The 16987-nt window shown below is 69.0% G+C and carries 14 protein-coding genes and 1 pseudogene; 6 read left to right on the top strand and 9 right to left on the bottom strand.

What is annotated here, in order from left to right; genetic code table 11:
- Nucleotides 1-23: 23 nt before the first annotated feature.
- Together E3T40_RS12730 and E3T40_RS12735 are read left to right on the top strand one after the other, a co-directional pair.
- Complete coding sequence (locus E3T40_RS12730) at nt 24-1457, top strand: hemolysin family protein (RefSeq protein ID WP_134543946.1); 1434 nt, start codon at nt 24-26, stop codon at nt 1455-1457.
- On the top strand, nt 1450-2511 hold the full coding sequence (locus tag E3T40_RS12735) for a hemolysin family protein (protein ID WP_104170217.1): 1062 nt from the start codon (nt 1450-1452) through the stop codon (nt 2509-2511). Before E3T40_RS12730 ends, E3T40_RS12735 begins: the two co-directional genes overlap by 8 nt.
- A 22-nt stretch (nt 2512-2533) precedes the next feature.
- Here E3T40_RS12735 and E3T40_RS12740 read toward each other — a convergent pair whose 3' ends face one another.
- Complete coding sequence (locus tag E3T40_RS12740; RefSeq protein WP_134543949.1) at nt 2534-3625, bottom strand: NADH:flavin oxidoreductase/NADH oxidase; 1092 nt, start codon at nt 3623-3625, stop codon at nt 2534-2536.
- 74 nt (nt 3626-3699) lie between these two features.
- Here E3T40_RS12740 and E3T40_RS12745 point away from each other — a divergent pair, with 74 nt between their 5' ends.
- The 3 genes from E3T40_RS12745 to E3T40_RS12755 all read left to right on the top strand — a co-directional run bounded on the left by E3T40_RS12745 (nt 3700) and on the right by E3T40_RS12755 (nt 6210).
- Nucleotides 3700-4560 carry an ADP/ATP-dependent (S)-NAD(P)H-hydrate dehydratase gene (locus E3T40_RS12745; protein ID WP_134543952.1) on the top strand — a complete coding sequence of 287 codons (861 nt, stop codon included), beginning with the start codon at nt 3700-3702 and terminating at the stop codon, nt 4558-4560.
- 71 nt (nt 4561-4631) lie between these two features.
- On the top strand, nt 4632-5870 hold the full coding sequence (locus E3T40_RS12750; RefSeq protein WP_158252001.1) for a glycosyltransferase 87 family protein: 1239 nt from the start codon (nt 4632-4634) through the stop codon (nt 5868-5870).
- Nucleotides 5871-5874: 4 nt separating this feature from the next.
- Nucleotides 5875-6210, top strand: a complete 336-nt coding sequence (locus E3T40_RS12755) for a thiamine-binding protein (RefSeq protein WP_104170215.1) — start codon at nt 5875-5877, stop codon at nt 6208-6210.
- 324 nt (nt 6211-6534) lie between these two features.
- Here E3T40_RS12755 and E3T40_RS12760 read toward each other — a convergent pair whose 3' ends face one another.
- The 7 genes from E3T40_RS12760 to E3T40_RS12790 all read right to left on the bottom strand — a co-directional run bounded on the left by E3T40_RS12760 (nt 6535) and on the right by E3T40_RS12790 (nt 15736).
- On the bottom strand, nt 6535-7221 hold the full coding sequence (locus E3T40_RS12760) for a response regulator transcription factor (protein ID WP_255408575.1): 687 nt from the start codon (nt 7219-7221) through the stop codon (nt 6535-6537).
- A 60-nt stretch (nt 7222-7281) separates the two neighbouring features.
- Entirely contained in the window at nt 7282-8580 is a 1299-nt protein-coding gene (locus tag E3T40_RS12765; protein ID WP_104194163.1) for a hypothetical protein, read from the bottom strand.
- Complete coding sequence (locus tag E3T40_RS12770) at nt 8577-9746, bottom strand: sensor histidine kinase (RefSeq protein WP_134543955.1); 1170 nt, start codon at nt 9744-9746, stop codon at nt 8577-8579. The genes E3T40_RS12765 and E3T40_RS12770 overlap by 4 nt, the downstream gene beginning before the upstream one ends.
- Before the next feature lie 130 nt (nt 9747-9876).
- On the bottom strand, nt 9877-11364 hold the full coding sequence (locus tag E3T40_RS12775) for a DUF4389 domain-containing protein (protein ID WP_104170212.1): 1488 nt from the start codon (nt 11362-11364) through the stop codon (nt 9877-9879).
- 125 nt (nt 11365-11489) lie between these two features.
- Nucleotides 11490-12716, bottom strand: coding sequence for a homoserine O-acetyltransferase (locus tag E3T40_RS12780; protein WP_134543958.1), 1227 nt, complete (start codon nt 12714-12716; stop codon nt 11490-11492).
- A 374-nt stretch (nt 12717-13090) separates the two neighbouring features.
- Nucleotides 13091-14422, bottom strand: a complete 1332-nt coding sequence (locus E3T40_RS12785; protein ID WP_134543961.1) for a bifunctional o-acetylhomoserine/o-acetylserine sulfhydrylase — start codon at nt 14420-14422, stop codon at nt 13091-13093.
- Between the two features lie 117 nt (nt 14423-14539).
- Nucleotides 14540-15736 (bottom strand): acyltransferase family protein, encoded by a 1197-nt coding sequence (locus E3T40_RS12790; RefSeq protein WP_134543964.1) that lies wholly within the window; start codon nt 15734-15736, stop codon nt 14540-14542.
- A 26-nt stretch (nt 15737-15762) separates the two neighbouring features.
- Here E3T40_RS12790 and E3T40_RS12795 point away from each other — a divergent pair, with 26 nt between their 5' ends.
- Nucleotides 15763-16542 carry an SDR family oxidoreductase gene (locus E3T40_RS12795; RefSeq protein ID WP_104170208.1) on the top strand — a complete coding sequence of 260 codons (780 nt, stop codon included), beginning with the start codon at nt 15763-15765 and terminating at the stop codon, nt 16540-16542.
- Nucleotides 16543-16626: 84 nt separating this feature from the next.
- Here the strand turns inward: E3T40_RS12795 and E3T40_RS12800 are convergent.
- Nucleotides 16627-16854 (bottom strand): annotated as a pseudogene (locus tag E3T40_RS12800) (alcohol dehydrogenase catalytic domain-containing protein); the annotation flags it as partial.
- Between the last annotated feature and the right edge of the window lie 133 nt (nt 16855-16987).

A 16987-nucleotide genomic window follows, 5' to 3' on the forward strand; every position in this document is an offset into this window, starting at 1 on the left:
TGCCGCCGTCGTCGAGGTCCGCCATGTATGAGTGGATCATGCTCGCCGCGGGGCTCCTCCTCACCGTCGGCACCGGCCTGTTCGTCGCCAGCGAGTTCGCCCTGGTCAACCTGGACCGGTCGGAGCTCGAGGCCCGCCGCGATCGAGGAGAGACCCGACTCGGCCTGACCATCGCCGCACTCAGGATCACCTCGACGCACCTCTCCAGCGCCCAACTGGGCATCACCCTCACCACCCTGCTCACCGGTTACGCCATGGAGCCGGCTCTGACCATGCTGCTGTCGCCGTCGCTGATCGGCCTGGGGCTGTCCCCGGCGGTGGTGCCGGTCGTCGCGGTCACGACCGCGGTCATCGTCGCCACACTCGCCTCGATGATCATCGGCGAGCTGGTGCCGAAGAATTTCGCCCTCGCCCTGCCCGTGCAGACCGCGAAGCTGGTCATCCCGTTCCAGACACTGTTCACGACCGTGTTCAAACCGGCCGTCGTCGTGCTCAACGGCAGCGCCAACGGTGTGCTGCGGTCGATCGGGATCGAGCCGAAGGAAGAGCTGTCCGGGGCGCGCACCGCGGAGGAGCTGTCCTCCCTCGTGCGGCGCTCGGCCAGTGCCGGGCTGCTGGAGAAAGACACCGCCACGCTCCTGCACCGCACGCTGCTCTTCTCCGGGCATACCGCCTCGGACGTGATGACGCCCCGCCCGCGGGTGGCCAGCATCGAGCGCACCGCCTCCGCCCAGGCCGTCATCGACCTCACCCGCCAAACCGGGTATTCCCGCTTCCCCGTCGTCGACGAGGGCGTCGACGACATCGTCGGGATCGTGCACGTGAAGCAGGCCGTGGCCGTTCCCCGACGTCGCCGGGCGGATGTCCCGGTATCGGCCCTGCAGTCCGAGGCCATCCGGGTGCCCGAGACCATGAAACTCGACGGACTACTGGTCGAGCTGCGCGGCCGCGGTTACCAGATGGCCATCGTCGTCGACGAATACGGCGGCACGGCCGGAGTGGCCACGCTCGAGGACCTGGTCGAGGAACTCGTCGGAGAGGTTGCCGACGAGCACGACCGCACCCGCGCCGGTGTGGTGTTGTCTACCGACTCTCTGACATTCCCCGGCATGCTCCGCCCGGACGAGCTGCTCGACCGCACGGGCATCGTGATCTCGGAGGACGGCCCCTACGAAACCGTGGGTGGGTTCGTGATGAGCGAATTGGGTCGCCTGCCCGTGGTCGGCGACGTCGTGCAGCTGGCCGGCGGCGTGCTGTCGGTGGAACGCCTCGACGGCCGACGGATCGACCGGCTCCGCTTCACACCCTGCGGCGAGCCCGTCGAGCCCGAGGAGGGCGGCGAGCCTGCCCGGGGCGACCGCGGTACCAGGACCGACAAGAAATCCGAAAAAAAGTTGGACAAAAAGGGTGACCGTAAGAAGAACGGTATGGAGCGCACGGTGAGTGACCATGAGTGACTGGGCGGGGCTGGTCTGGCTGGTCGTGCTGCTCGCGGCCAACGCCTTCTTCGTCGCCGCGGAATTCGCGGTTATCTCCGCGCGCCGGTCCCAGATCGAACCTCTCGCCGAGGCCGGCAAGAAGCGCGCAATCACAGCGCTGTGGGCGATGGAACACGCCACCCTCATGTTGGCGACCACCCAGCTGGGCATCACGGTCTGCTCGCTGCTCATCCTGAACGTCTCGGAGCCGGCGATCCACCACCTGCTCGAGATCCCGCTGGGCCTGACCCCGCTACCGGAGGAGGCCATCGGAGTGATCGCCTTCGTGATCACGCTGCTGCTGGTCTCCTACCTGCACGTCGTGTTCGGTGAGATGGTGCCGAAGAACCTGTCGTTCTCCATCCCCGACCGGGCCGTGCTCGTGCTCGCCCCGCCGCTCGTCTTCTTCGGCCGCCTGGTCAAGCCCGTGATCGTGACGCTCAACGCCACCGCCAACCTGGTGGTGCGAATGTTCGGGGTCCAGCCCAAGGAGGAGGCCACCAGCACCTACACGTTGGACGAGGTGGCGACCATCGTCTCCCAGTCGACCCGGGAGGGCGTGCTGCGGGACGGCACCGGGGCACTCAGCGCCACGTTCGAGTTCACCACCCGCAAGGTGCGGGACGTCGCGGTGAACCTCGATGGCCTGATCAGCCTGCCCGAGGCGGCCACCCCCGCAGACGTGGAGAAGGCCGTCACCAGACACGGTTTCTCCCGCTATGTGCTGGTGAACGAGTCCGGTGAACCGACCGGGTACGTTCACCTGAAGGACGTCATCGACCTCGACGGCGACACGGCCACCTCGGTCGGGCAGGGCAGCTACGCGGAGCCGATCCCGGGCAAGCGCATCCGTTTGCTGGCGTCGATCTTCGAGGACACCGACCTCGAAGATGCCTTGGCCACCATGCGGCGTTCGGGCGCGCACCTGGCGCGCTCGTTCACCGCGACCGGTGAGACCGTGGGGGTGCTGTTCCTCGAGGACATCATCGAAGAGCTGGTCGGCGAAGTGCAGGACGCGACCCGCCGCCTGTAGCCGTTCTCAGGTGTAGCCGTTCTCAGGCGGCCGGCCACCGGGCGCGCAGGTACTGCGGCGGCCAGTAGTCCACGCCGGCGCCGAGCTCGTGGGCGGCCCGCAGCGGGAAGTGCGGGTCGCGCAGGAGTTCGCGGCCCAGAAGGACCGCGTCGGCCCGGCCGGATGCCACGATCTGCTCGGCCTGGTGCGCGGTGGTGATCAGCCCCACGGCGCTGACCCGCACGCCCGCCGCCGTTTTCACGTGCTCGGCGAGCGGCACCTGGTAGCCGGGACCCAGCGGGATGCGCACCCCGGTCACGTTGCCGCCGGAGGAGATGTCGAAGAAGTCGGCGCCGGCGGCCGCGGCCCAGCCGGCGACCTCGGCCGTCTCGTCTTCGGTCCAGCCGCCCGGGGTGTAATCGGTGGCGGAGAACCGCACGAACAGGGCGCGCTCCTCGCCGATGGCCGCGCGCACGGCGGCCACGACCTGAAGCAGCAGGCGGGCCCGGTTCGGCAGCCCGCCGCCGAACCCGTCGGTGCGCCGGTTGCTCAGCGGGGACAGGAACTGGTGCAGCAGGTAGCCGTGCGCCGCGTGCAGCTCCACGACGTCGAACCCGGCCTCCACCGCCCGGAGCGCGGCGGACGCGAACCCGTCAACGATTCCCAGGATGCCCGCGGCATCCAGGGCCACGGGCGGTGCGTAGCCGGGGAACGGCACGGCCGAGGCCGACACGGTCGGCCAGCCGCCGTCATCCGTCGCCATGGTGCCGTGCCGGTCTCCGCCCCAGGCCGGCCAGACGGAAGCCTTGCGCCCCGCGTGGGAAAGCTGGATGCCGGCCTTCGCGCCCTGCGCATGAAGGAAGGCCACGATCGGTGCCCAGGCGGCGGTCTGTTCCGCGTTCCAGAGGCCGGTGTCGGCGTAGGAGATGCGGCCCTCCGGGCTGATCGCGGTTGCCTCGACCAGGATCAGGCCGGCGCCGCCCGCGGCCAGCGCGCCTAAGTGAACGAGGTGCCAGTCCCGCGGGACGCCGTCTTTCTCCCGCACCGCGTATTGGCACATCGGCGCCGCCCAGATGCGGTTGCGCAGGGTGACGCCGCGCACGGTGAACGGTTCGAACAGGGCGGCAACAGCCACGGATTTCCCCCAAGGGTCGAGTGCGCGGGCGAAGCGGCCGGCCCGACGCACTCAAAACAACCTATCGTGAGTGCATGAGCGAACCACGGGGATGGCTGGAATGGGACGACGCACGGGCGCGCGAGCGGATCGCGGTTCCCCGGGCGGACGACGACAAGTACCGCCGCGGCGTGCTGGGCGTGCGCACGGGCTCCGACGAGTACCCCGGGGCCGCGGTGCTCGGAGTCGAGGCGGCCCTCCGCACCGGGGTCGGGATGGTGCGCTACCTCGGCCCGAGACGGGCGTCCGACCTGGTGCTGCAGCGCCGCCCGGAGGCCGTCACCGCCCCCGGGCAGGTGCAGGCCTGGCTGCTCGGCTCGGGCCAGGACGCCGCCGCGCGCGACCGGGTGACCGAGGCCGCGCTGCTCGGTGCCCTGGCCGAGGGGCTGCCCACGGTGTGCGATGCCGGGGCCCTCGACCTGGTCGGCCGGGCGACCGGGCCCGTCGTGATCACCCCGCACTACCGCGAACTCGCCCGGCTGCTTACCCGCCTGCTCTCCCCGCAGGGCGAGTCGGTGGCCGGCTCCGAGGTGGCCGCTGCGCCGGGAGAGTGGGCCGTGCGCGCCGCGTCCGGCCTCGGCGTCACGGTGCTGCTCAAGGGAAGCGTCACCTGGATCGCGGCGCCCGACGGCACCCGGCTGACGGTGTCGAAGGCGCCCTCCTGGCTGGCGACGGCCGGATCCGGGGACGTGCTCGGCGGCATCCTCGGCGCCCTCCTGGCCACGCATTCACGGGCGATCCAGACGGATGCCGCCGCGCCGGCCTATCTCGCGGCGACGGCCGCCCTGGTGCACGCCCGGGCAGCGGCCCGGGCGTCCAACGGAGGTCCGATCACCGCGCTCGACATCGCCGGCGCGGTGCCGGCCACGATCGCGGACCTGCTCGGCTCGCGTTGACCGCCGCGCTGGGCCCCGCGCTGACTGTCCCGGTGCGGCGGCGGAGCCGTGGGGGTGTGCGAAGGTGGAGCGTGCCCCAATCCGTCGCAGAACACCTGGCCGCCGGAGCCGGCGTGCCGACATCGCGAACGCTGCTCTGGGCCGGCTTCGCACTGGTGCACGGCGTGCTTTGGTGGCTCTGTTTCGCGTCCCCCGGCTGGCCGCTGGGCGATGTGGAGGTCGTCTACCTCGGCTGGGCGACCGACGCGGCATCCGGTGCCGACGTCGTGGGCATCACCACCGGCTTCGTCTACCCGCTGCTGGCCCTCCTGCCCATCCTGGCGCCGCTCGCGTTCGGCCCCGACCTCTACGCCGCCGGTTGGCTCGGGCTCGTGACCCTGCTGAACGCCGGGACCTTCGCGCTGCTGCTCGGGCGGGGCCGCAACCGGCGTGCCCTGGCCGCGGCGGCCTGGTGGCTGGGTTTCCTGCTGCTGCTCGGGCCCGTCGCCCTCGCCCGGATCGATGCGGTCACCGTGCCGCTGGCGATCGCCGCACTGCTGTTCGTCGGCGCCCGGCCGGTCTGGGGCACCGTGCTGCTGACTCTGGTCACCTGGGTGAAGATCTGGCCGGTGGCCCTGGTGATCGCGCTATTCGTCGTCTCGAAGGACCGCTGGCGGGTGCTCGTCGCCGCGGCCGGGACGAGCCTGGGCATCGTGCTGGTGGCGCTCGGGCTCGGCAGCGGGCCGAACGTGCTCAGCTTCGTCGGCGAGCAGACGAACCGCGGCATCCAGATCGAGTCCCCGGTCGCCGGCCTCTGGATGTGGCCGGCCGCGCTGGGTCTGCCGGGCAGTTACCTCTACTACGACCGGCAGATCCTCACCTTCCAGATCATCGGCACCGGCACGAACGTCGCCATCGTGGCGATGACCCCCCTGCTCGCCCTCTGCGGGCTGGCCGTGGTGCTCCTGGCCTGCCAGCGGATGCGTGCAGGCGCCGAACCGGCCGGCCTGTTCCCGCCGCTGGCGCTGGCCCTGGTGCTGACCCTGATCGTCGTCAACAAGGTCGGCTCGCCGCAGTTCACGACCTGGCTGGCCGCGCCCATCATTTTCGGGCTGCTGGTGCGGGGGCCTGCCTGGCGGCTCCCGGCCGTGCTCGGGCTTGTCATCGCGGCCCTGACCCAACTCGTCTACCCGCACTTCTACGACCGCCTGCTTGTGGCAGACCCGGCTCTGGTGCTGGTGCTGACCGTGCGCAACGCGCTGGAGGTCGTGCTGCTCGGCTGGGCCGTGTGGCAGATCCTGTTCCCACCCACCCCCTATCAGAAGGAGTAACCCCATGCTGGTTGCATTTTCCGTCGCCCCGTCCGGCTCCCACGATGACGAAGGGTCGGTGCACGACGCGGTCGCCGCGGCCGTGCGCATCGTGCGCGCATCCGGGCTGCCCAACCACACCGATTCGATGTTCACCACCATCGAAGGCGACTGGGACGAGGTCTTCGCGGTGGTCAAGGCCGCCACTGAAGCCGTCGGAGCCTGGGGGCCGCGGGTGTCCCTGGTGCTCAAGGCCGACATCCGGGGCCGCCGCACCGGGGAGCTGACCGGGAAGGTCGAGCGCCTCGAGGCGGTGCTGGCCGAGGCCGCAGCATCGGCGGCCGCCACACCGGCCGCGTAGCCAGGTGAATCCCATCTGGTTGCATCGCTCTCCGGGAGTCAGAGCCGACCATACCGCGGGGCGCTGATTGACCCCGGCGGAACGCCGTGCCGGGCGTCTAATTAATTCGACGGAGATTCTGGGTCAAACCCTCGTTTTTGAGCCCAAACGCGCTGCTTAGAGCAATATCTCCGTCGAATTCGTTCGGGCCACCGGCCCCGTACTCTGGAACCATACCTGCTCACGGCCTCGCCATCGCGGGCGACTTCGGCTACGTCGCCCCGGTCTGGATCGGCGCGAGGCAGCCGGGCCGTTCGGCAGCCGGGCCCTTCGGCAGCGCCGAAGTCAGTCGCCCTGGAGCAGGATGCCGTCGTGGATGGCGCGCTTGCGCAGGGCGACCTTGGTTCCCACGTCGAAGCCCGCGAGGCGGTACTTCTCCCGGATGCGCTTGAGGTAACTCTTGGCGGTCTCCTCGGAGATGCCGAGCTGGTGCGCGACGGCCTTGACCGGCTCGCCCGCGCCGTAGAGGGCCATCACCCGGCGCTCCTGCGCGCTGAGGCGGGGAGAACCGCCGTTCGCGCCGTTGTTGAGGGCCTCGTCCAGTTCGGCCGAAATGAAGGAGTCGCCGTCATAGGCGGAGCGGATCGCTTCGACGATCATCGTTGCCTCTTCGCTCTTCACCAGGTAACCGAGCGCACCGGCAGCCAGCGCCTCGCGCACGAGCCCGGCCTCGGAGTAGGTGCTCATCAACACCGTCTTCACGCCGGCCGTCTTGAGCGTCGAGATCTTCAGTGAGACCGGGATGTTGTCTTTGAGGTCGAGGTCGAGGAGCACGACGTCGACGGGAAATTCGGGGTGGGTGAGCAGCTCGGGCCAGGTGGTGACGGCGGCGACCATGTTGATGTCGTCCGCGGCCCCCCGGATCCACTCGGTGAGGGCCCCCAACAGCATGCGGTGGTCGTCGACGAGGGCCAACCGGATGGGGTTGTCCTTGCTCGGCGCCTCAGTGCTCAACGTGGTTGTGTTCGTCACTTCTGTCTCCTTGTGCTTCTGGCCCCGAATGAGAAGCTCAACAGCGTAGTTCCACGGACCCTAAGCATCCGCGGGATTGTCGATACTGCATTCGATTTCCAGATGCAGACTTCCGTCCCGGCTGGAATCGACGTGAGGGCCGACTATTCGGATAGCTTGCCACGTCTCGGGGTCCACTCGACGCCGTGGCACACCCGTCGTGGTCAATTCGATCGGAAATCGTAACTTCTGGCGAGCGGAGACGCCGTGCGTGGGTCGGATCGGACCGAGAGAGAGCGAAACGGATGCCTCGTCGCGGGTTGTGTCGCTGATCAGCAGCCAGATCGTGCGCAGAAGGGCATCGCGCTGGTCGGGGTCGAGCATGCCGGCCAGCCCCGCCGGGTCGTGCAGGCCGACGGACGGTCCCAGGAACTCGGACTCGGTGATCGCGTGGTGCAGCCAGGTCTCCCGGCGGCCCCGGATCAGGTGCAGCCGCAGTTGCGTGGCGAGGTCTGCCGCCGTCGTCGACTTCTCGGAACTCAGCGGCAGCGCCGTGCGACCCTTCGCGACGTCGTCGAGCAGAGTCTCCGCGTCGAGGTCGATGCGGGCGAGTTCCTCGGAGGCGAACATCCCCACCGCGAACTGCGGCTGGGAGATGGTGCTCTGCACCAGCACCAGGTCGAGCTCGCGCTGGGCCATCCGGCGGAATCCCCGCACCGTGGCGACGCCGAGCAGCGGAGGCAGGATGGCGAGGCTGATCGCAAGGAGGTCGGGGGCGAAGGTGAGCGGATCGGCTCGCTCCTCGGTGAGCGCCCCGAGGAAGAGAAGCAGGCCGAGCGCCATCGCGGCCGAGACGAGGTCGTGCCCGCGGCGCACGGTGGCCAGGGAGATGAGCAGGGTGCCGACGGCGGCGGCGGCGGTCGGGTAGACGCCGGAGTCGGTTTCGCCCCACGACCCGATCAGGTCGAGCACCACCACGGCGGCGCCGGCGGCGATGGCCGCGGCGAACAGCCGGTCCGGCATCCGAGCCGAAAGGCGCTGCACCGTGATCAGTGCCAGGACCGTGGTCGCCATCAGGAGACCCCACGCGATGAGGCTGGGCGTCGGGTCGGGATATTCGGACCACTGCACGGCGAACTGCCCGAACAGGAACAGGGTGATGAAGCCGCCGCTGAACGTCAGGCCGATGCCGAGGTGGCGGCCACCCAGGCCGCTCTGGTTGGCGCGGGTGGTCTGCTCGGTGCGTTCGGGGCGTCGGAAACTGCGCCGGTAAGCCCGGCGTTCCTGGCGGTCCTGATTGCTCGGCTGGTCGGGCCCGCCCGCCGCCGCAGCGCGGCGCGCGTCACGGCGGCGGGCGTCGACGATGCCGGGGACGGTCACTTGGGCACCTCGAGCACGACCGTGGTGCCGGAGCCGGGGGAGGAGAAGAGGCGGGCGTTGCCGCCCACGTCGCGCAGGCGGGCCACGACCGATTCGGCGAAACCGAGGCGTTCGGCGCTGACGCCGCTGAGGTCGAAGCCGACCCCTGCGTCGGTGACCATGGCGCGCACGGTTGTGTCGTCATCAGTGATCGTCACGTCGGCGCGGGCGACGCCGGCGTGACGTCGCACGTTCTCGAGGCACTCGCCGAGGGCGAGGAGGAAGGAGTCGAGCACGTCGCTGGGCAGAAGAACCTGTCCGCTGCCGTGCCAGTCCACATCGAGGCCCATCCGCCCGAACCGCTGCTTGACCGATTCGAGGGTGCTGCCGAGCATTGACTCGGTGGCCGGCTCGAGCGTGTAGACCCCGGAGCGGCGCGGGGTGGGGAGGCCGCCGAGCCGTAGCTGCCGCAGCAACCGGGCGTCGTCGCCGGCCTGTTGGCGCAGTGCGGCCGGGCTGACGCCGACGCCGGAGTGCGCGAGGAGGGTGAGGGTGGCCAGCACGGTGTCGTGCAGCAGCCGGGCATCCTGCCGGCGTTGGGCTTCGAGCTCGCTGGCATGGCGCTCGGCGAGGTGGGCGCGGCCGATGAAAGCGATGCGCGCCATGACGCGCGGCACGCTCTGGGCCAGCCACCAGGCCACCAGGGCGATGGCAAGCCAGACGCTGAGGGTGAGCAGGAGGGGCACGGTGGCGTCGGACGAGGCGCGGGTGGCGACGAGCACGCTGGCAACGGTCGCACCGAATACCAGGAACAGCACCAGCAGGCGGGCGGCGCTGATTACGAGCACGAGGGCGACGCAGCTCAGGGCTCCGGCGGCGATGCCGCCGATTATGGCCTGCTCGACGAGGTTCAGGCCGGTGGCACGCTGGCCCGACCAGCCCACGAGCAGGATCACGGCGATGCCGGAGACCAGGATCAAGGCGACCCAGCGCATCCGGCCGGACCGGCCGAGCAGGTACTGGCCGGCCACCAGCAGCAGCAGCAGTGGCAGGCTCCGGGCCAGGGTGCTCACGGTCAAGCCGCCCGGGACGAGCATCGCGAGGAGCGCAGCGGCCGAGCCGGCCAATCCGCACAGGCGAGCCGCTCTGCGGAGCAGACGGTCACGTTCCTTGTAGATTCGTTGCATAGCGGCGCTCTCACCCCATTTGCCCTCTATACAGAACCCTACCGGCCCGGTGTCCGTTACCCCGCGCGCTCCGTGGCATCCGTCGGCGTCCGCGCGGCCGGAGGCGTTCCCGACGGGCGTGACCGGCGACTCAGGGCGTGCTCGACGCCGCTCCGCCGGCAGGTGCGGCGGGTGCGATCGGTGCTCGTGTGACCGCGGCCTCTGGGGTGTCGGCGCCGCCCTGGTCGAGGCGGAACGGCGGGTACTCGTCGCGGAACAGGGCGGTGTAAACGGCCACCCGGAAGATCCAGCGGTCGATGCCGAGGATCAGATCGAACAGGCTGCGCCGGTACCGGCCGGTGAAGAGGAGGATGACCGCGGCGATCAGCACCAGGACCCCGATCAGGGACGGGACGGTGTTCGAGACCGAGTCGCCCTCGTCGTTCCGCCAGATCGTCGCACTTCCGGTCAAGGCCGCCACGATCAGCAGGTGCGGAATCGCCAACAGCCACCATTTGACCAGAACGAGCCCGTGCGAGAGGCGCTCCGGGTAATCGACCTGCAGATCGGCGGGATAGTCGGCCGACGACGCCAGGCTGAAGGGGGGGTACCGGTCGGTGCCGAGCGCCGAGTAGGCGTAGAAGGACACCCGCCAGCTCCAGCGCAGCACCCCGACGTTGAACTGGAAGAGGGCCGTCGGGTATCGACCGGTGAACAGGATGGCGAACCCGGCGACGATGGTGGTGACGACAAACCCGAACCAGAGGAACAGCAGCACCACCACGTGCGGGAAGATCAGGATCCACTTCACCAACCACAACCAGCGGGACAGCCCCTCGTCGAGGGTTCCGGTCAACCGGGCGGGAAACGTCCGCTCACCGGGATGGGCAGGGACCGCGGTCGCCCCGGGTGGGCCTGCTCCGACGAAAGTTGCTGCTCCGAGCGGTGTGTCGGGCGTGGCGCCGGGCCCGGTTGCGGGCAGTGTGCCGCGGCCCAGGCCGATTGCTCCGAACACGGTCAGCACCAGGCCGATGAGAAGGATGAACAGGCCGACCAGAAGCAGCCCCACCGCCAGCGGGGCGAGGAACCCGAGGCGAATGCCGGCTTGCAGGGCGACCGAGACGCCGGAACTGGCATCCTCGTTCATTACGACGACCGCCCAGCTGCCGCTCGTCAGATCCCAGTCGATCTCCTGAGTGCCGGGACCCTCGGCGGAGGACACCCAGAAGTCCTGGGCGCCGGGGGCTTCGGGAGCGCGGCTGCCCGGAATGTCGCGGTACACCGCACGGAAGGGATTGATGTTCAGGTCGCGCAGCTCGGTGTTATTCACTCCGGCCAGGTAGCGGTCGACGTCGGCCTGAGGCGCGACGCCGATGAAGACGTCCGCTGTGGAGGTGGAGAGCGCGCGGAGTCGGAGACTGCCGATGTCCGCCGGGACGTCCTGGAGCTCGATCGAGCCGATCCGGGGCGAGGTGAGCGCGAATGACTGTACCGAGAACGAGCGGGCGGGGCTGGTGAGGTAGCCGTCCTCGCCCTGCGCGTTGACCACGGCGGTCATCGCCCCGGCCAGGGCCAGCGAGAAGCCGAGCAGGGAGAGGATCGCGCCAAAGATCAACATGATAACGGAACCGGGTTTCATGGCGCGTGTCCTCTCATCGGGTACGTCTTGAGTCAGGGTACGTCTCATTCATGGGAACGACTCGGTTCACGAGGGTGTCGCGTTCCGTGGCCTGCCGGTCGACGTCGTCTTGATCCGGGACCGTGTCAAGCTCGATGCGAGGGAGCGGGACGGCTCAGAACGCGCAGAAGTTGCGCGCCGATGGCCTCGTTCTCGATCAAAAAACCGTCGTGGCCGAAGCCGGAGTGGAGCGTGACGGCATCCGTGTCGTCGATGTTGCCCTGCAGGTGGGCGGCGATGACCTGTTGGCCATCGAGGGGGAAGAGGCGGTCACTGTCGATCCCGACGACGACGCTGAGCGCATCGATGCGGGAGAGGGCGGATGCGACACCGCCGCGGCCGCGGCCGATGTCGTGCGAGTTCATGGCCTCGACCAGCACGATGTAGCTGTTCGCGTCGAACCGCCGGGTGAACTTGTTGCCGTGGAAATCGAGGTAGGACTCGACGGCGAACCGGCCGCCCGCGCCGAGCGGACTGATCTCGCTTTGCCAGCCGCGCTCGAAGCGCAGGTTGAGCTCCTCGGAGCTGCGGTAGTTCAGCAGCGCCATCCGCCGGGCCAGGGCGAGGCCGCGGGTCGGGCCATCGCCGTCCGCGGCGTCGTAGTAGTCGCCGGAGCGGAAGAGTGGGTCGCTGCGGATGGCTTCGATCTGCACCGAATTCAGCGCGATCTGGTCGGCGGTCGTCACCGGCGGTGCCGCGAGGATTGCCAGGCGGGCGACCCGGGACGGATGCTCGATGGCCCACTCGAGCGCGTGCATCCCGCCCATCGAGCCGCCGACGACGGCGGCCCAACGGTCGATGCCGAGATGGTCTGAGAAGGCGACCTGCGCGGCGACCTGATCGCGAATGGTGAGGTAGGGAAAGCGGGTGCCCCATTCGGAGCCGTCCGGGGCGAGGGAGGCCGGACCGGTGCTGCCCTGGCAGCCACCGATCATGTTCGGGGCAACCACGAACCAGCGGTCGGTGTCGATGGCCAGGCCGGGGCCGACGATCCTGCTCCACCAGCCCGCGGTCGGGTGGCCGTGGCCGGCCGGGCCGACCAGGTGGCTGTCGCCGGTGAGGGCGTGCAGCACGAGCACGGCGTTGTCGCCGCTCGGGGACAGTTCGCCCCACGTCTCGTAGGCGATCCGCACGGCGCCGAGGCTGCTGCCCGCCTCAAAGTGCAGCGCACCGACGTCGAGGAAACGACGGTTCCCCACGGGGTCGCCGTCGCGCCACGCACCCGTCGCCGGGGGTTTTCCGAGCAGCGACCGAGCCTGGGCTTCGGTCACGAAGCTCGACGGGACGGTGTCTGCCGAATATTGCCAGTCCATAGGCTCCCTATTCTGCCGGGTGAACAGCCTTTCCGGCTTATTGTCACCGCACCACCTGGTCAGCGCACCGCACGCCCGGCCGTCGCCGCGGAGTACCCGGCCGACACTCGGGCTGCACCCGGTTTCCACTCGGGTTGCACTGGGTTTCCACTGGGTTTCCACTCGGTTTCCACTGGGTTTTCCACTGGGTTTCCACTCTGTTCGCACTCGGCGAAGCCGAATCAGCTCGCCACCCGAACGAATTCGACGGAGATTTTGGCGATTTTGGCCTGAAACGGGCCGAAACCGGGTGTGGAGGGCAAAATCTCCGTCGAATTGGTTACCTACCTGCCCGGGGGGGATACCCATCCGGATTGGCAGCGGCTGGGGGCGTGTCAGGCGTTGGCGCGGGATGCCTGCACAACCGCGCGGGCGGCCGCCAGGCCGGTCTCGAGGTCGGCCTTCAGATCGGCGATGTTCTCGATGCCGACGGAGAGGCGCACCAGGCCCGGCGTCACACCGGCCGTGAGCTGCTGCTCCGGGGTGAGCTGCGCGTGCGTGGTCGAGGCCGGGTGGATGACGAGCGACCGCACGTCGCCGATGTTGGCCAGGTGGCTGAACAGGGAAAGGTTGTCGACGAGGGCGCGGCCGGCATCCACTCCGCCCTTCAACTCGAAGGACAGCACGGCGCCGACACCGCGGGGCGCGTAGGTGTTGGCGGCGGCGTACCAGGGGCTCGACGGCAGGCCGGCGTAGTTGACCGAGGCGATGTCGGGGTGGTTCTCGAGCCACTCCGCGATGTCCTGGGCGTTCTGCACGTGGCGTTCGATGCGCAGGCTGAGAGTCTCGATGCCCTGGATGAGCTGCCAGGCGCTCGCCGGGGCGATCGCGGATCCGAGGTCGCGCAGCAGCTGCACGCGCGCCTTGATGATGTAGGCGATGCCGTCGCCGACCGCGCCCGTGTAACTGACGCCGTGGTAGGACGGGTCCGGCTCGGTGAGGCCGGGAAACTTCTCCACGTTCTTGGACCATTCGAACGTGCCGCCGTCGACGATGACGCCGCCGATGACGGCACCGTGGCCGCCGAGGAACTTGGTCGCCGAGTGGACGACGATGTCCGCGCCGTGCTCGAACGGGCGGATCAGGTAGGGGGTGGCGATGGTGCTGTCGACGATGAGCGGCACCCCGCCGGCGTGCGCCACATCGGCCACGAGACGGATGTCGAGCACATTGATCTTGGGGTTGCCGATGGTCTCGGCGAAGAAGAGCTTGGTGTTGGGGCGCAGCGCCCGGCGCCACTCCTCGGGGTCGTCCTGGTTCTCGACGAAGGTCGTCTCGATGCCCAGCTTGGCTAGCGTGTACTTGAACAGGTTGTAGGTTCCGCCGTAGATCGAACTTGACGAGACGATGTGGTCGCCGGCCTGGGCGATGTTCAGCACCGCGAACGTGGAGGCGGCCTGGCCCGAGGCCAGGAGCAGGGCTGCGGTGCCCCCTTCGAGGGCGGCGACGCGCTCTTCGACGACGGCCTGGGTCGGGTTCATGATACGGGTGTAGATGTTGCCGAATTCCTCCAGTGCGAACAGGTTCTGCGCGTGCTGGGCGTTGTCGAACACGTAGGACGTGGTCTGGTAGATCGGGGTGGCCCTGGCATTGGTGGTCGGGTCGGGCTGGGCACCGGAGTGCACCTGCTTGGTTTCGAACTTCCAGTCTGCAGCGTTGTCGCTCATGAGGTGATCTCCCGGGTGATCCTCGACGAGCGTGGACCTTCCAGCGCTCTGCCAGCGATTCTAGGCAGGGGGTTGTCGAGCTGGCAACGGACACCGCAACACAGCGTCACGAAGCGGTCAGCGCGGCGTGTCGCGCGGTGTGCCGGCGGCAGGGTCTGCGGGCGGTGCGTCTGCGGGAGGCTCTGCGGGAGGCTCGGCGGCGAGCGTGCCGGCAGGCGCGTCGAGGTGCGGAAGCACGATCGTGCCGGTGTCGGTGCGCGCCGTCTTGCGGAACAGCCAGCGGGCGCGCGGCTCGATCAGCGGGTGGAACGCCCTGCGCACGATCCGCTGCGAGAGGGCGATGGAGATCAGCGCGCTGAACCCGATCATCGCGGGCAGCACCCAGCCCGGCTGGGGTCCGCCGAGCACCCCGCTCTCGCGCAGGAGGAACAGCACGAAACTGTGCAGCAGGTAGATGTACATCGTGGCCGCGCCGTAGGGCGTGAACCAGAGCCGTCGCCGGGGCATGAGCACCAGGAATGCCACGATGAGGGCGAACGCGAGCAGCAGCAGACCCAGACGGATGACGCCGGCCCAGAGCTGGTCGTAGCCGAACGCCGGGTAGGCCTCGTCGTAGAGCAGGAACTGGCGCACCTGCGCCTCACGAAGGGCGTCGATGTTCGCCACGATCACGCCCAGCAGTGCCGTGAACAGGGTGAACGCGCCGATCCGCCAGTGCCATACCGCGGTGGCGTGCAGCCCCAGCCAGCGGTCGGTGAGCTTCCACTGGCGTAGCTGCCAGCCGAAGACGAAGAACGGCAGCAGCCCGAGCGTGCGCGACAGCGCGAAGGTGCTGTCGATCGACGCGAAGTACCCGGCGCCGACGGAGATGATCACACTGATCAGCAGCGGATGGCGCAGCAGCACGAGGAAGGGCAGGGCGAGGCGCCAGGCCAGGAGGGCGATCAGGAACCACAGGGTCCAGGAGGGGGACGAGTAGTCCAGGCGGAATTCGCCGCCGAGTAGCCAGTGCACGACTGTCCAGATCGTCTCGAAGATCACGTAGGGGAGCACGATGTCGGTGACCAGACGATGCAGCTGGCGGGTGCCGAGCGGGCCCGACCGGGCGAAGTACCCGCTGACGGCGACGAACAGCGGAACGTGGAAGGCGTAGACGAACAGATAGAACTCGTAGGCGACATCCGACTCGGCGATGAGTTTCAGGATGGCGTGCCCGAGCACAACCAGGGCGATCGCGATCCAGCGCGCATTGTCCCAGAGCGGCACGCGTCGTTTCTGCACGTGCGGTATTCCGGCGGCGCGTGGGCTCATCATGCTGCTTCTCCGACCAGAATGGAACCATGGGTACAAAAAGAGTCGTTGTGACCGGTGCGAGTTCGGGGATCGGTGCCGCCACCGTGCGCCTGTTCCGCCAGCGGGGCTGGGATGTGGTGGGGGTGGCTCGCCGCACCGACCGCCTCGCGACGCTGCAGGCGGAGACCGGGGCGCAGGTCTTCACGGCCGACCTCACCCGGCAGGCCGACGTGGACGCGCTGCGCGACTATCTCGCGGCGTCCGGGCCGGTGCACGCGCTGGTCAACAACGCGGGCGGCGCGGTGGGGCTGGACACCGTCGAGGAATCGAAGGTCGAGGACTGGGCTTGGATGTTCGAGATCAACGTGCTCGCGGTCAAGCGGGTCACGAGCGCCGTGCTGCCCTTGCTGCGGGCCGGGATCCGGGCGGAGGGCGGCGCTGCCGACATCGTCACGGTCACGTCCATTGCGGGTCATGTCGCCTACCTCGGAGGTGGAGGGTATAACGCGGCGAAGTTCGCCGCGCACGCCCTGATGGAAGTCTTGCGCCTGGAATTGAATGGCGAGCCGATCCGGGTGATCGAAGTTGCCCCCGGGATGGTGCAGACCGAGGAATTCGGGCTGGTGCGCTTCAACGGTGATGCGGAGAAGGCCGCCGCGGCCTACGCCGGGGTGCCGAATCCGCTCACCGCCGAAGATATTGCCGAGACGATCGTGTCGAGCGTCGAACGCCCGGCCCACGTCAATCTGGACCTGATCGTGATTAAGCCGGTTGCACAGGCGGCCCCCACGCGAGTCGCGCGGGGGCCGCTGGCACCCAAAGACTGACGCACTCAAGCGTTCTGCCTAGGGGTGGACCAGGATCTTCACAGCGGTGTCGTTGTGGTTGATCAGGGTGTCGAAGCCCTCGCTGGTGAGGTCGAACTCGTGGCCCATGGTGACCGGGAGGGATTCATGCGAAAGCGGATGCGGGTGGCCGGGCGCCGAGATGAAGATCGGGCCGTCGAGATACTCGTGAAGGTCGGTGCCGCAGATGCCGCACCAGGCGACTGCGATCTTCACTGTGCCGCTGCGGGTCTCCGGCTCTTCGATGTTTTCAATGCGGACGTTTTTCTGGCCGTGGAAACGTGCAGCTTTCATTGAGAATCTTCTCCAGTCATGCGTCAAAGGCTCGGCGCAGGCGGATGGTCTGGCCCTCCAGCCCGCGGAACGACACTACTCCCCCCGGCTGGGGTGCAGCCGAGGGGAGTAGTGGTCATGCGGGTCGTACGGT

Origin of the sequence: Cryobacterium sp. TMT1-19, assembly GCF_004403055.1 — a bacterium.
GTDB classification, from domain to species: Bacteria; Actinomycetota; Actinomycetes; order Actinomycetales; family Microbacteriaceae; genus Cryobacterium; species Cryobacterium sandaracinum.